The 14783-nt window shown below is 68.2% G+C and carries 7 protein-coding genes and 1 pseudogene; 6 read left to right on the plus strand and 2 right to left on the minus strand.

Annotated features, from left to right (window positions below; genetic code table 11):
- Nucleotides 1-73 precede the first annotated feature (73 nt).
- From ACIBST_RS05235 to ACIBST_RS05245, 3 genes are all read left to right on the plus strand, one after another.
- Nucleotides 74-4072, plus strand: a complete 3999-nt coding sequence (locus tag ACIBST_RS05235; RefSeq protein ID WP_397169285.1) for a LamG domain-containing protein — start codon at nt 74-76, stop codon at nt 4070-4072.
- 72 nt (nt 4073-4144) lie between these two features.
- Nucleotides 4145-10573 (plus strand): RHS repeat-associated core domain-containing protein, encoded by a 6429-nt coding sequence (locus tag ACIBST_RS05240; RefSeq protein ID WP_397169287.1) that lies wholly within the window; start codon nt 4145-4147, stop codon nt 10571-10573.
- Between the two features lie 10 nt (nt 10574-10583).
- Nucleotides 10584-11111, plus strand: coding sequence for a hypothetical protein (locus ACIBST_RS05245; protein ID WP_397169289.1), 528 nt, complete (start codon nt 10584-10586; stop codon nt 11109-11111).
- A 357-nt stretch (nt 11112-11468) separates the two neighbouring features.
- Here the strand turns inward: ACIBST_RS05245 and ACIBST_RS05250 are convergent.
- Nucleotides 11469-11618, minus strand: a pseudogene (locus ACIBST_RS05250) (IS3 family transposase); the annotation flags it as partial.
- 259 nt (nt 11619-11877) lie between these two features.
- Between ACIBST_RS05250 and ACIBST_RS05255 the strand changes: the two are divergent.
- Nucleotides 11878-12882 carry a helix-turn-helix domain-containing protein gene (locus ACIBST_RS05255; protein ID WP_397169291.1) on the plus strand — a complete coding sequence of 335 codons (1005 nt, stop codon included), beginning with the start codon at nt 11878-11880 and terminating at the stop codon, nt 12880-12882.
- A 20-nt stretch (nt 12883-12902) separates the two neighbouring features.
- On the opposite strand, the gene ACIBST_RS05260 is transcribed toward ACIBST_RS05255, so the two are convergent.
- Entirely contained in the window at nt 12903-13421 is a 519-nt protein-coding gene (locus ACIBST_RS05260) for a hypothetical protein (RefSeq protein WP_397169292.1), read from the minus strand.
- 45 nt (nt 13422-13466) lie between these two features.
- On the opposite strand from ACIBST_RS05260, the gene ACIBST_RS05265 reads away from it, so the two are divergent.
- Together ACIBST_RS05265 and ACIBST_RS05270 are read left to right on the plus strand one after the other, a co-directional pair.
- Entirely contained in the window at nt 13467-14336 is an 870-nt protein-coding gene (locus ACIBST_RS05265) for an SseB family protein (protein WP_397169294.1), read from the plus strand.
- Nucleotides 14333-14740: a hypothetical protein gene (locus tag ACIBST_RS05270; RefSeq protein ID WP_397169295.1), complete on the plus strand. Its 408-nt coding sequence runs from the start codon at nt 14333-14335 to the stop codon at nt 14738-14740. The genes ACIBST_RS05265 and ACIBST_RS05270 overlap by 4 nt, the downstream gene beginning before the upstream one ends.
- The last annotated feature ends 43 nt before the right edge of the window (nt 14741-14783 follow it).

Below are 14783 nucleotides of genomic sequence, written 5' to 3' on the forward strand. Positions count from 1 at the left end.
CGCCCTCCTTCAGCTGCATCTGGCGGCAGTCGCCCCCTCCGCGGCCCATGCGGAGACCGACCCGACGCAGACCATGGTGGCCACCGAAGCCGCAGCGCTGAAGCTGGCCCGAAAGACCGGCAAGCCCGTCGAGATCGGCGCCTTCCGTGGCGAGTCCCGCGAGGTGTTCGCCAACAGCGACGGCACCTACACCGCAGTGGAACACCTGCGTCCGGTCCGTACGCGCCAGGCCGGCCGCTGGGTCAGGACCGACGCCCGCCTGGAGAAGAAGGCCGACGGCTCCATCGGCCCGGTGGCCTCCACCGTCGAACTGCGCTTCTCCACCGGCGGCGACGCGCCGCTGGCGACGATGGGCCTGGCCGGCCGGGAACTGGCGCTCGGCTGGAACAACACGCTGCCGGCGCCGACCCTGGACGGCGACACCGCCGTCTACGCCGACGTACTGCCCGGCGTGGACCTGCGAGCACGCGCCGACGTGGACGGCTTCTCCCACGTCCTGGTCGTCAAGACCCGCGAGGCAGCCGCGAACCCCGCGCTGTCCCAGCTCAGCTACAGCCTGTCCGGTAAAGGGCTGACCACCAGGAAGGACGACACCGGCGCGGTGTCGGCGGTCGACACGGCCTCGGGAGCCGGCGTATTCCGGGCGCCCACCCCGTTGATGTGGGACTCGGCGCCCGCCCAGGCCGCGACGGCCCGTACGCTCAAGGCCGCTCCGGCGGCACCCGGCCAGGTCAGCTCCGCCGAGGGCCCGGGCGAGGGCGCCAAGGTGGCCGAGCTCGGCGTCCAGGTCACCCAGGACAACCTGTCACTGGTGCCCGACCAGAGCCTGCTGACCGGCGCGAACACCACCTTCCCCGTCTACATCGACCCGGTGTTCAAGACCGAGCAGGCCAACGAGTGGGCGATGACCACCAGCGCCTTCCCGTCCACGTCCTACTACAAGTTCAAGGGCAAGAACGACGAGGGCATGGGCTACTGCAGCACCAGCCTCGACTCGCGCTGCGGCAGCAACCACGTCAAGCGCCTGCACTACGAGATGCCGATCGGCGCGTACGCCGGCAAGACCGTCATCTCGGCCGAGTTCCAGGCCAAGGAGGTCTGGTCGGCCTCGTGCGAGGGCCGGTCTGTCCAGCTGTGGTGGACCGACAACTTCGCCGACGCGCTGGACTGGGACAAGCAGAAGACGTCCGGATGGTGGCGGCAGCAGCTCGACTCGCGTGACGTGGCCTACGGCCACGACGCCACCTGCCCGGCCAAGAACGTCGAGTTCGACGCCAAGGCCGGTCTGACCAAGGCCCTGGCGGCCGGGCAGTCGCGGATGGCCTTCGGCCTGCGCGCCGCCAACGAGAGCGACATGATCGGCTGGAAGCGGTTCGGCGACGACGCGTACCTGCGGGTCAACTACAACACCCCGCCGCAGCAGCCCAAGCCCGCCGACCTGAGCATGAACCCGGGTGGCGCCTGTGTGTCGCCGAACGGCCCGAAGCTGCAGAAGCTGCCGGTCCTGTACGCGACCCTGCGCGACGCCGACACCGAGGACGCCGCCAAGGTCCGCGGCCAGTTCCGGCTGTTCTGGGACGGCGCGCTGAAGTGGACCTCGCCGCTGACCGACGCCAAGGCGTCCGGCTCCCAGTTCCAGATGACGATCCCTGCCACGCTCAACCCGCCGCAGGGCAAGACGCTCTCCTGGGACGCCCGCTCCTACGACGGCACCACCTACAGCGCCTACAGCAGCGAAGGCACAGGCGCCGTCTTCTGCACCTTCCTGTACGACACCGCCGCCCCCACCGCCCCGACCATCACCTCGACCGCCTATCCGGAATCCGACCCGGACAACCCGGACGACCCCTGGCTCGACGGCGTCGGCAGGTACGGCGACTTCACCATCGACACCGACGCCACCGACGTGGTGAAGTACCAGATCGGGCTCAACACCGACCCGTCGTCGGCCTTCGAGCGCACCACCACCGGCGGCGGCCCGGTCACGGTCAGCGTCATGCCGTCCACGGCGGGCGTGAACTTCCTGCGGGTCAAGGCATTGGACGCGGCCGGCAACGCCAGCGCCGTGGCCCAGTACCTGTTCCGCGTCAAGGCCGGCACCCCGGCCAAGGCCGAGTGGAACATGGACGACCCGGGCGGCTCCACCACCCTGTCCGGTCAGATCCCGGCCACGCTCACGGGCAACGCCACCCTCGGCATCCCCGGCGCCGACGGCACCGCCCTCGACCTGGACGGCACCAGCGTCTACGCCAAGACCGCAGGCCCGGCCCTCGACACCGGCAAGAGCTTCTCGATCGCCGCCTGGGTGCGTCTGGCCACGTCCAAGCCCGGCAAGCAGATGAACGTGATGGCCCAGGCCGGCGCGGTCAAGTCCGGCTTCGACCTGTTCTACTCGCCCGGCTATGACCGGTGGAGCTTCATGCGCACCACCACCGACACCAGCACCGCCACTGGCGTCCGCGTCAACAGCGCCGCCGCCCCGCAGGGCGGCGAATGGCAGCACCTGGTCGGCGTCTACGACGCCACCGCCGGACAGCTCCGCCTGTACGTCAACGGCACCCTCACCGAAAGCACCGCCTTCACCTCCGGCTGGAACGCGACCGGCCCGGTGTTCATCGGCTCGGGCGCCTACAGCGGCGGCCCCGGTACCCTGTTCGGCGGCTCCATCGACGACGTGCGCCTGTACGACCGCGTGGTCACCGGTACCGAAGCGCGTGACCTGTTCACCACGCACCCCACCGTGGCCGCCCGCTGGAAGCTGAACTCCGCCTCCGGCACCCCCGCCGTCTCCGGCGACGACAGCGGCAAGGCCCGTAACCTCACTCTGGGCGGCGGCGCCTCGATCAGCACGGCGAACGTCGCCGTCGGCACCGGCGCCCTGACGCTGAACGGGACCAGCGGCTACGCCGCCACCGCCGCGCCGGTCGTCAACACCGGTGAAAGCTTCACCGTCGCCACTTGGGCGAGCACGGCGGGACGCCCGCAGAAGCCGGTCGCCGTGCTGAGCGAGGAAGGCAACGTCAACAGCGCCTTCACCCTGCGTTACGTGCCCGACCCGGCCGATCCGGCCAACCAGGGCGCCTGGCAGATCGACGTGCCGGACAAGGACGCCACCGGCGCGGTGTCCCAGACCGCGCGCCACCCCCGCTTCCAGACCAATTCCACCTGGGACCACCTCGCGGTGGTCTACGACGCGTTCGCCGACCAGCTGCGGCTGTACGTGAACGGCCAGCTCGAGGAGTCGGTGTCGGTCCGCGACAACACGGTGGCCTTCAGCGCCGCCAAGGGCCTGCAGCTCGGCCGGACGAAGACCGGCGGCGCGTACGGCGAGTACTGGCCCGGCCAGCTCGACGACACCTGGGCCTTCACCGGCATCGCGAGCGAGAGCCAGATCCAGACCCTCGCCAACAGCACCGAGATCACTACATATCCGCCCACCGCGCCCGAACTGCTGCTCACCTTCGACGAGTGCGACGGCACCACCGTCTACGACTACTCCGGCAAGGGCCACGACGCCACGCTCAACAGCACCGCGAGCTGGGTGGAGGACGTACGCGGAAGCTGCGCCGCCCAACTGGCCGGCGGCGCCTACGCCAGCTCGACCGCTCCCGTACGGACCGACCGGGCCTTCTCGGTGACGGCCTGGGTCAAGCTGGACAGCGCCACCGCCAACCACGCCGCCGTCTCCCAGGACAGCGGCGGAGGCAGCGCGTTCTACCTGGGCTACGAGCAGGCCACCCAGCGCTGGATCATGCGGATCAGGGCGAACGACACCTCGACCGCCGCCGCCCGCACCGCCGTCTCCACAGCCGCGCCGGCCATCGGCACGTGGACCCATCTGGCCGGCGTCTACGACCCGACCAGCAAGAAGGTCAGCCTGTACGTCAACGGCACGCTGCAGGGATCGGCCACCCACGACACCCCGTGGAACGGCGGCGGCGCCCTGCAGATCGGCCGCACCAGGTTCGTCAGCGGCAGCTACGGCAACGCCTTCCCCGGCGCGCTCGACGAAGTCCACGCCTACCAGGGCGCACTCACCGCCGAAGAGATCACCCTCCTCGCCAACTCCTGATCACCCACGGATTCCGGCAGGCACCCGCCTGCCGGAATCCGTCGTGTCCTTGTTCCCCCATAGGAGGTACTCGTGGGCAGCACGCTGCCGCACAGACGAGGCCGCTGGACCCGGAGGATCGCGATGCTCGCGATCACCGGGGTCAGCCTGACCACGTTGCAGGCCCTACCGGCCACAGCTCAAGTGAACACCGAACGCCCGAAGGTCACCAGCCACGACCGCGTCGCCAAGGGCGGACCGGTGGTCGTACGTGACCGCAAGCCCGACCCGGCCGCCCAGAGCAGCTCCATCCCTCACAAGATCGCCTGGCCCGCCGCCGCGGTGGTGGAAACCGACCTGAACGCCCCGACGGAGAAGACGGCCTTCCCGATCCGGCTGACCCCGCCCGCGCCGCCTTCCGCCAAGAGCACCGCCAACAGCGCGGCTCCCGCAGCGACCGGCAAGGTCAAGGTCGAATTGCACGACAGGGCCGCATCGCAGCGCGCCGGCCTCGACGGGCCGCTCTTCAGCCTGTCGGGCGGAACCGGGCAGGCCCAGGTGGCGCTGGACTACTCGTCGTTCGCCCAGGCGTACGGCGGCTCGTACGGCTCTCGCCTGCGCCTGGTCCAACTGCCCGCCTGCGCGCTGACCACCCCGGACAAGCCGGAGTGCCGCAAGGCCACCCCGATCAAGTCCGCCAACAACCCCCGCACCGACACCGTCACCGGCCAGGTCACACTCCCAGGAGCACCCGCGCCGGTCGAGACGTCGTCCGCCGGTGGAAGGGCGCTGCAGCCGAGCGGCCAGACACTCGCGGCGAGCGAGCCCATGGTGCTGGCGGCCACCGCCGGCCCGTCGGGCAGCCAGGGCGACTACAAGGCGACCTCGCTGTCGGCCTCGGCCACCTGGAACGCAGGCGGCAACTCGGGCGACTTCGCCTGGGCATACCCCATGCGTGTACCTCCCGTGCCCGGCGACCTGACCCCGAACCTGGCCATTTCCTACTCTTCGTCGAGCGTGGACGGCCGCACCTCCAACACCAACGCCCAGCCGTCCTGGGTGGGTGAGGGCTTCGAGCTGTCGCCCGGGTTCATCGAGCGCAGCTACAAACCATGTCAGGACGACGGCGAGGGCACCGACCTGGAGAAGCCAGGCGACCTGTGCTGGGCGTACCCGAACGCCACCATCAGCTGGAACGGCAAGGGCGGCGAGCTGATCCAGACCGGACCCGGCTCGGACGTCTGGAAGTTCAAGAACGACGACGGCACTCGCATCGAGCACCTGTTCAACACCGTCAACGGCGACGACAACGGCGAGCACTGGCGGGTCACCACCACCGACGGCACCCAGTACTACTTCGGCCTGAACCGCCTGCCCGGCTGGAACGGCAGCGGCGCCACCAAGTCGGCCCTGACCGTTCCCGTGTTCGGCAACAACTCCGGCGAGCCCTGCCACGGCGGCAGCTTCGCCGACTCCTGGTGCCAGCAGGCCTACCGCTGGAACCTCGACTACGTCGTGGACCCGTCCGGCAACGCGATGGCGTACTACTACGAGGTGGAGGGCAACCACTACGGCCGCAACCTCAAGGAGGACGACACCCCCTACGACCGCGGCTCCTGGCTCGACCACATCGACTACGGTCTGCGCGCCGACGCCGTCTACTCCTCCAAGCCGCTGGGCAAGGTCGACTTCGAGGTGGCCGAGCGCTGTATCCCGGACGCGGGCTTCGACTGCGCCCCGGACAAGATCGACAACCAGCCGCAGCAGTGGCCGGACGTGCCCTGGGATCAGCAGTGCAAGAACGCCGACGGCGAGTGCGAGCAAGTCCTCTCCCCGGCGTTCTTCACCCGCAAGCGGCTGACCAAGGTCACCACCAGCATCCTCAAGAGCGACGGCTCCTACCGGCCCGTTGACTCCTGGGCCATGGATCACCTGTGGGGCGAGGCGGACTCCGACCGCGACCTGCTGCTGAAGTCGGTCCAGCACACCGGGCTGGCCACCGGCACGCCGGTCACGCTGCCGCCGGTCACCTTCAACCACGTCCAGCTCATGAACCGGCTGGACGAACAGGGCGACGACATCCCGCCGTTCATCAAGTACCGCCTCGGCACGATCTATGACGAGTCCGGCGGTCAGATCGACGTCACCTACAGCGCGCCCGAATGCACCCTCGGCAGCCTGCCCGCCCCCTCGAACAACACCAAGCGCTGCTTCCCGGTGTTCTGGGAGCCGGGCGGCACCGCGAACCCCGTCCGGGACTGGTTCCACAAGTACGTGGCCACCAAGGTCATCGTCTCCGACCGTACCGCCCAATCCCCGGACATGGTCACCACCTACGCCTACGAGGGCGGCGCGGCTTGGCACTTCGACGACGACGACGGCCTGACCAAGGAGAAGTACAAGACCTGGTCGCAGTGGCGCGGCTACGGCAAGGTCACCTCCCGCAGCGGAGGCGGCCCCGAAGTCGGGATGAAGACCGAGCAGACCTCGCTGTACCTGCGCGGCATGCACGGCGACCTGGCCGACAAGGGCACCGGCGAGACCAAGACGGTTACGGTGTCCGACGGCGAGGGCGGCACCCACACCGACTCCGAAGGTCTGGAAGGGTTCCTGCTCAAGACCACGGCGTATGACAAACCCGGTGGCGCGGTCGTGTCCAAGACGGTCAACACGCCTTGGCGGCACCAGAGTGCCAGCCGAACTCGCACGTGGGGCACGGTCACCGCGTCCCTGACCGGCGTCAGCAGCGCTCGTGCGTGGACGGCGCTTGAGGGCGGCGGCTTCCGCGAGACCCGGGTGGACCACACCTACGAGACCACTTACGGCCTGCGGACCCAGTCCGACGACAAGGGCGACGTCGCCGATCCGGCCGATGACCAGTGCAACCGCGTCACCTATGCCGCGGCCAACACCCGTGACTGGCTGATCAATTACGTCTCCCGGGAAGAGATCGTCGCAGTCGGCTGTACTGCCACGCCGGACAGGACCAAGCAGGTCGTCTCCGACGTCCGCACCTACTTCGACAACGGCGCCCTAGGCGCGGCCCCCTCCAAGGGCCAGGCCACCAAGGTCGAGAAGCTGGCCTCGCACAACGGCACCACGGCCACCTACCTCCCCGCGGCAACCACCACCTACGACTCCTACGGCCGGCCTCTGACCAGCACCGACGCTGCCGGCCGCAGCACCATCACCGCATACACTCCCACTTCTGGCCTGCCAGCCTCGATCAAGATCACCACTCCGCCCGCCAAGGCCGGTGACGCGACAACGGCACTCACCAGCACGACCGAGCTGGACAGCGCCTGGAATCTGCCGATCGTGAAGATTGACACCGCTGGTTCCAGGACCGATATGACCTACGACGGGCTCGGCCGGCTGACCGGCGTCTGGTTGCCCAACAACCCCAAGTCCGCCGGACAGGGCGCCAACACGGAGTACGCCTACACGATCAAAGCCGGGGCGATCGTCGCGGTCGGCACTCGCAGCATCGGCAAGAACGGCGCCTACCTGCCGTGGTCCTACACCCTGATGGACGGCCTGCTGCGCCCGCGCCAGACCCAGGTCCCCGGCGCCAACGGCGGCCGGTTGCTGACCGACACCTTCTACAACTACCTGGGCAAGGTCGAGCGCACCTACGCCGCCTACTACGCCACCGGTGTGCCCGAACCGTCGCTGTTCAAGGTGACCGACGGTGTGGAGTCGCAGGTCGCCTACGAGTACGACGGCCTGGGACGTGTCACCGCTGAGAAGCTGCTGACCGGCAACGGCGTCGGCCAGGAGAAGTGGCGCACCACCACCGGCTACGGCGGCGACCGCGTCCACGTGGATCCGCCCGCGGGTGCCACTCCCACGACCACGATCACCGACGGACGCGGCCGGACCGCTGAGATCCGCCAGTACAAGGGCGGCGCACCGACCGGAGACTACGACGCGATCAAGTACGGCTTCGGCCAGACAGGTCTCCTGGCCAAGGTGACCGACGGTTCGGGCAACGTCTGGACGTACACCTACGACCAGCGTGGTCGCAAGATCGAGTCCTCCGACCCCGACAAGGGCGTCACCAAGACCGCCTACGACGACCTCGACCGCGTCGTCACGACCACTGACGCCCGCGGCAAGAGCGTCTGGACCGGTTACGACAACCTCGACCGTGTCACCGAGACCCGCGACGGCTCGGCCACCGGGACGTTGCTGACCCAGTTCGTCTACGACACCCTGCGCAAGGGCGCCGTCACCTCCTCTACTCGCTACTCCGGGGGCCAGCCCTACACGCAGGCGGTGGCCGAGTACGACAAGATGGGCCGCGCGATCCGATCCACGGTGACCATCCCGACGACGGAGGGCACACTCGCCGGCGCCTACCAGTTCGGCACCAGCTACAACCTGGACGGCACCGTCCAATCCGTCGGCTATCCCTCCGCCGGTGGTCTGGCTGCCGAAACGGTGGTCTACGGCTACGACGACCTGGCTCGTCCCACCACGCTGACGTCGAACCTGAACACCTACGTCTCGGCCACCACCTACGGCCTGACCGGCAAGCTGGGCCAGTACGAGGTGGGCACCACGGCGGGCAAGCGTTCCTGGTTCACCTACGGCTACGAATACGGCACCCAACGCCTGGCCGACTCCCGCGTCGAGCGCGAGAACCAGACCGGCGTGGACCGCTCCGCCACCTACGGCTACGACCCGTCGGGCAACATCACCTCCATCGCGGACGTGTCCAAGTCCGGCACCGACACCCAGTGCTTCACCTACGACTACCTGCGCCGTCTGACCGACGCGTGGACCGAGGGCGACACCTCCTGTTCGGCCAGCCCGGCCGCAGGCGTGGTCGGCGGCATCCAGCCGTACTGGCAGTCCTACGCCTACGACGCCACCGGCAACCGGACCAAGGAGGTCCAGCACGGTGTCGGCGGCGCCGCCGACACCGTCCGCACCTACACCTATCCCGCCCCAGGGCAGGGCCAGCACCGCCTGTCGTCGATCCAGCAGACCGGCGCCGCCGGAGCGCGTACGGACAGCTTCGGCTACGACGCCACCGGCAACACCACCACCCGCAAGATCGGCGCCACCACCCAGACACTCACCTGGGACACCGAAGGACGTCTGGAGAAGGTCACCGACGGGACCAAGACCAGCACCTACCTCTACGACGCCAACGGCAGCCGGCTCATCCGCCGCGACGGCACCACCGTCACCCTGTACCTCCCCAACGGGATGGAACTGAAGAAGACCACAGTGGTCTCCGGCACCCGCTACTACAGCACCGCCGGCCAGACCATCGCCGTCCGCGTGGGCAGCACGGTGTCGTTCATCGCCCCTGATCATCAGGGCACCGGCCAATTGGCCGTCAATGGCGCTACCCAGATCACGGCGATCCGCCGCACTCTCCCGTTCGGTGGCCTGCGTGGCTCATCCGGCGCATGGCCCGGTGACCACGGTTTCCTCGGTAGCGGGATCAGCGACAGCACTGGCCTGACCCACCTGGGCGCCCGCGAATACGACCCGCTCATCGGCCGGTTCATCAGCGTGGACCCTGTCATGGATCTGACCAATCCACAGCAGCTTCATGGCTACGCCTATGCCAACAACAACCCCAGCACCTGGAGTGACCCGACAGGCCTGCGCCCTGACGACTGCGCCTACGGCTCCGTAGGCGGTGGCTGCGCCGACAGCCACGGCAACAAGATCACCGGAACCAAGACCGACGGCAGCTACACCACCAGCAGCAACCCGGCAGGCAGCGGCTACAAGCCAGTCGCCAGCACAGGGACGAGTGCAAGCCGATCGACCGGGACGAGCTACACCCCGGTGATCAAGCCTCAGATCGTCATCAGGCCACCTAGCGCCGACTATGTGCCTTACGGCAGCCAGTCGATGCAGCAGAACCTGATCAACGGCATGAACAACTCGATCATGTCCGCCTTCGGAATCCTTCTAGACCCGGCAGTCATGCTCTTCACTGGACATGGGGGCGACTATTACGACTGGGTCGACACCACCTATCCCATCGACGGCGACAGCTATGCGGGCGCCGTTGGCAAGGGTGCCGGCACAGTCGCGACCGGCGTGGCAACCATGGGCATCGGAACCACTGGGACCCTCGCAGGACAGACGGCAAAGATTACCGGTCAAGTGAGCAATCCGATCGTCGGATCAGGGCTTACTCAGGATCAGGTACTCCTCGGGAGAGCGAATCAGTCGCTGGAAAGCGAACTCGCACGCCTGGGCCAATTGAGTAGCAGAGAACGGCCCGCCACCGTCGTAGGTGCTTACAACATCAAGACCGGCGAAGTTACTGTCGGGCACAGCTCCAAACTGCTCCAGGAATGCGCAGAAACCTGCGCCGTTCGCAATCTCGGCGGAAACAAGGATCTGATCCGGTTCACGCGAGCGTATCGCCCGACAGGCGGTAGCGGCCCCTATCGAGCCATCCCTGTCTGCGGATTCTGCGAGGCAACCTATGGCCGCGCGCCATTCACCGACCCAGCCACCACCTTCCTCTCTGACATTCCACGGTAGGATGACGCACATGCGTTGGGAGCTGGAATGGCGCGACTGGAGCGGCTTTGCTCCGCTCGGCGTCGACATGGGCGAAGTGATCTACCGGCTCATCCATTCGGAGGATGAGGCAGAGATTGAGAGGTTTTACTGGCAGATCGATTCCGTCGTCGTCGTCAACGGAGCATTGCAGCCGGGCGCCACCGACGTGACGGCGTGCCTGGTCCAAGGACTACTCACCGCAAACGATGTCAGCCGGCAGCACGTCCTGGAGCTGCTAGTTCAGCTAGGGGGAGGCGTAGACCCGCTTGGCAGTGACCGTAACCTTGCACCTGAGGTCCAACGAGAGGTACTGCGAGGGCTCCCCCTCTACAGTGAAATAATGGAGAGCGGGAGCAGGAGCGAACGCATGCACTGCATGGATCTGGTCTCCATCAGTGTGGAGATTGACAAATCTCTGACTGGGCGCGCCCGAGCTCTAATTCAGCAGGCTTCAGCCATGGGAGAGGACGAGCGCCGCCTCGCCGCGGCCATCCTCGCACAGTTCAACGAGTCCTGAGCAAGAACCGATATTTGTCTCGCTCTTTGTTTTGCACACAAAACAAAGAGCGAGACAACGCACTTCCCGAAAAGGGCCGCCGAAGCGCTCGTCGCGGCTGATCCACATAACGGCGACGCTGCGCCTACCGATAACGACGTCCGCCCGGGTCCTTGCTCTGAGAGGCTTCGCCTCAACGTACGCGAGCTCCGGTGACCCGGGAGACGGAAGCAATTACAGTAGCTGCGAGATCTCTCGGCTTCCTGAGGGAGCAGCGGCCTGGGTCAGGCATGCTCATGATGCTTCACCTTTTCCATATTCATCTTCTGATGCATGGTCTACGTGAATCGCCCCGAATTTGATGGAGACCTCAGCGGTTGATTGCAATGTCTCCGCAGTGCCGATGCCGAGCTTGGTCGCGACCGCGTTGATCGTGGCCCACTCGGTCGGGTAATCCGGCCGTACTTCGGCGACCATCCGCACCGCTCGACGGCGCAGCTCGGCGGGATAGGGAGACTTACCTGGCATGGACTCGATCCTCTCAAGAGATCAAGTCTCCACCGAACCCGGGACGATTCATACCGCTTGCACGCAGATCCTGTGGCGTGCAAGCATCGCTGGCCTGATCATGTACTCGTGGTCTGGCTGCGGTCACTAGAGTTCGACGCGCTCCCTTGCGGCCGGGGACGGGGTTGTGGACCCTTGGACGGTGGCCGACAGCGTAGACGCGGTGTGCGATCACCCGTACCGGAGTTCCTGGATCCACCGAACAGTCAAAGCGAGCCCGGTGGTCTCCCTCTCCACCGATGCGATCCCGAGGAAGGATCGCCTGGAGTGGTGGGCGCATATCGCGGCGCACGAGGTCGTCCCGACAGCACTGTCCAGCGAGCACGCCGAGGACTTCCACGGCCGGGTGCAGTCCATCGACCTGTCGCGCGTGCGCGTGGGCGACTTCACGATGTCGCCGCTGGAGGGCCGGCGCACGCCGGCCCACATCAGCCGGCACGATCCCGAGGGTTATGAGCTGTTCCTGGTGCACAACAACGCGAACAGGCTGCGGCAGCAGGGCAACGAGTCTCTGTTACAGGCCGGCGACATGGGCTTGTTCGACACCTCCTCCCCGTACACGACCGAATTCCTCGGCACGGACCGGCCGACCCGGGTGACGCTCCTGTTCCTGCCGCGCGACGCGTTGCCGCTGACCCGCGGCCAGATGGAGCGGTTGCTGGCCACCAGGCTCCCGGCGGCCACCGGCTCAGGGGCGATGCTGGCCCGCTACCTCACCGGCCTGCTCGAACACGCGAGCGGCTGCCACCCCGCCGAGCTGCCACGTCTCGGCACCATCGGCGTGGACCTGGCCGCCGCCTTCCTGTCCGGACGCCTCGACGCCGACCGCCAACTGCCGAGCGAGAGCCGACACCGGATCCTGGCCGCGCGCATCGACGCCTTCATCGACCAGCATCTCGGCGACCCCGATCTGGGGCCGTCGAGCATCGCCGCGCACCACCACATCTCCGTACGCACCCTGCACGCGCTGTTCGAGCAGCGGCACGAGACCGTCAGCGCCACCATTCGCCGGCGCCGGCTCGAACGTTGTCACGCCGACCTGGCCGACCCGCGGCTGAGGGACGATCCGATCGGCGAGATCGGCGTGCGCTGGGGCTTCAGGAACGGCGCCGAGTTCAGCCGCGCGTTCCGTACCGCCTACGACCTCAGCCCGAGGGACCACCGCCGTCGTTCGCTCGCCGAACATGAGGATCACTTGCCCCCTGCGGGGCAGGACACGCCCTGACCGCCGTGGCGAGCACAGGTTCAGCGGTCGGCGAGGTCGCGGTAGGTGTCCCGGACGACCATCAGGCGGTCGCGGCGGAACCTGGGAGGCTCGGCGGCGCGTACCTCCCGTCCGCGGGCGGACCAGAAGGCCGTCGCGGGGACGTCGTCCTGCCCTTCGGGGATGAACTTGAGCACTTCTTCCACGGCCGCGCGCGCCATCGACAGCGCCCGGCGGCCGTCCTCCGGGTCGTCGGGGACGTTGCCGGCCGTGAGATCGGCGAGCCACATCCACTCCCCGGCGTCGAGCAGCTCCGACGGCTCCGCGCCGCCGAACGTCGGCCAGCCGGCCGGCATGACCTCGCGTCGGGGCAGCGAGAACAGGTACTCCCGCGCCGCGCCGCAGTCGTCGCAGGCACCCGAGTAGCACTTGGCCAGCGAGCCTTCGACGCTGACCACGCCGCTGTCCCACTCGGTCTCCACCGAGCCGCACTGGCACGGGTTGAGGTCGAGGTACACGAGAGCCTCGTCGCGGGTGCGGGCAATCGGCCGATCCGTCACACGCGCAACCTACAGGGAAGCCGATCAACCCACTAGGGTGTCGCCATGCAGGCACCGACCGCGTTCGAGGAGCGGCTCCAGGAGGCGCACGGCCGGCACGACCTGACCACCTGTCTCGCGCTGCTGCGGTACGCCGACTTCGCCTGCCCGGTCAGCCAGGCCGCCGCCAGGGGCGAGGAGCCGATCACCTGGCCGACGTTCCCCGGCGCCGATCGGGTGTGGGTGGCGGTGTACACCTCGGCGGAGGCGATGCGCGAGGCGACGGACGGCGGCGTTCGGCATTTCCGGATCCTGTCGCTGGTCGAGCTGGCGGCCGGCTGGCCCGATCCTCGCTGGGGCCTGGCCGTCAATCCGGGTCTGGAGCCGTCGTTCCTGCTCGAACCGGGCACGGTCGCCAGACTGGCGGTGCCCACGCTGGAGCAGGACCTGGCAGCGGAGCCGGACAGCGGCCTCCCGATCATGCAGAAGCTGCTGGAGGTGGCACAGCTCCAGGAGCTGCTGGAGAGCGAGCGGCCGCGGATCTCCGGCTACTGCCATCACGCGCTCGACGTCGCCCACATCGCGACCCCTTCGGTGCTCGCCGACGCGCTGCTCCAGGAGGACGCGCTGACCGCGGAGGGCGCGGTCAACCTGTTGCGCTGGCCGGCGATCGGGGTGGAGCTCTACCGCACCCCCTACGGCGGCGTCGACGAGCGGGGCCGGACGGCGGTGGCCGGCTGGGTGATCGAGGAGCCGCCGTTCGTCGGCATGGGCCTGGTGCCGAACGCCGCCGAGACCATCAGGGAGTACAAGGTCGACGGCGTCGGCCTGCCGCACGGCGCAGAGATCGTGGAGCTGGGGTCCGACGGCCAGGAGCGCGTCCAGGCGAGGTACGACGCCGACCACGGCCGCTGGCTGATGGTGGCGGACCGGTGAACGGGGAGTCGTACCGAGCCCGCTGGGACGGGACGGACTACGAGGCGTCGGCCGAGCTCGTCGACGGCCGGCTGTTCATGCGCCTGTACGCCCCGGTCCCCGCGGACGGTTTCGAGGAGGCGGCGCCCGGCCGGTTCGTACGCGCGGTTCCCGCGGCCGGCTGCGCGGCCATCTGGCACGTGACGACCGTCTGCGAGTGGCGCGGCGCCTCCTTCCTGGTGCTCGCGGAACGGGAGGCGGAGCTGCTCGTCGAGTACACCGGCGGGAACGCGTCGCACGCGGCCGGGCTCGGCCTGGAACGGATCGAGCGCGGCGTGTACCGCGCCTGGGTGCGGCGGGAGGAGGTCTCAGCGCTCGGCGAGAAGGCTGTGATGATCGGGGGCACCGGTGAACGACATCACTGATGATCTCTTTCGAGCCGGATGATGTTGTTGTTATATTCACCCC

The sequence above is a fragment of the Nonomuraea sp. NPDC049684 genome (genome assembly GCF_044465345.1).
Classification (GTDB): Bacteria; Actinomycetota; Actinomycetes; order Streptosporangiales; family Streptosporangiaceae; genus Nonomuraea.

Excerpts from the sequence above, each read along its gene's own strand:
- ACIBST_RS05235 (WP_397169285.1), top strand. The coding sequence starts at position 74 with ATGGTGGCCACCGAAGCCGCAGCGCTGAAGCTGGCCCGAAAGACCGGC.
- ACIBST_RS05245 (WP_397169289.1), top strand. The coding sequence starts at position 10,584 with ATGCGTTGGGAGCTGGAATGGCGCGACTGGAGCGGCTTTGCTCCGCTC.
- ACIBST_RS05265 (WP_397169294.1), top strand. The coding sequence starts at position 13,467 with ATGCAGGCACCGACCGCGTTCGAGGAGCGGCTCCAGGAGGCGCACGGC.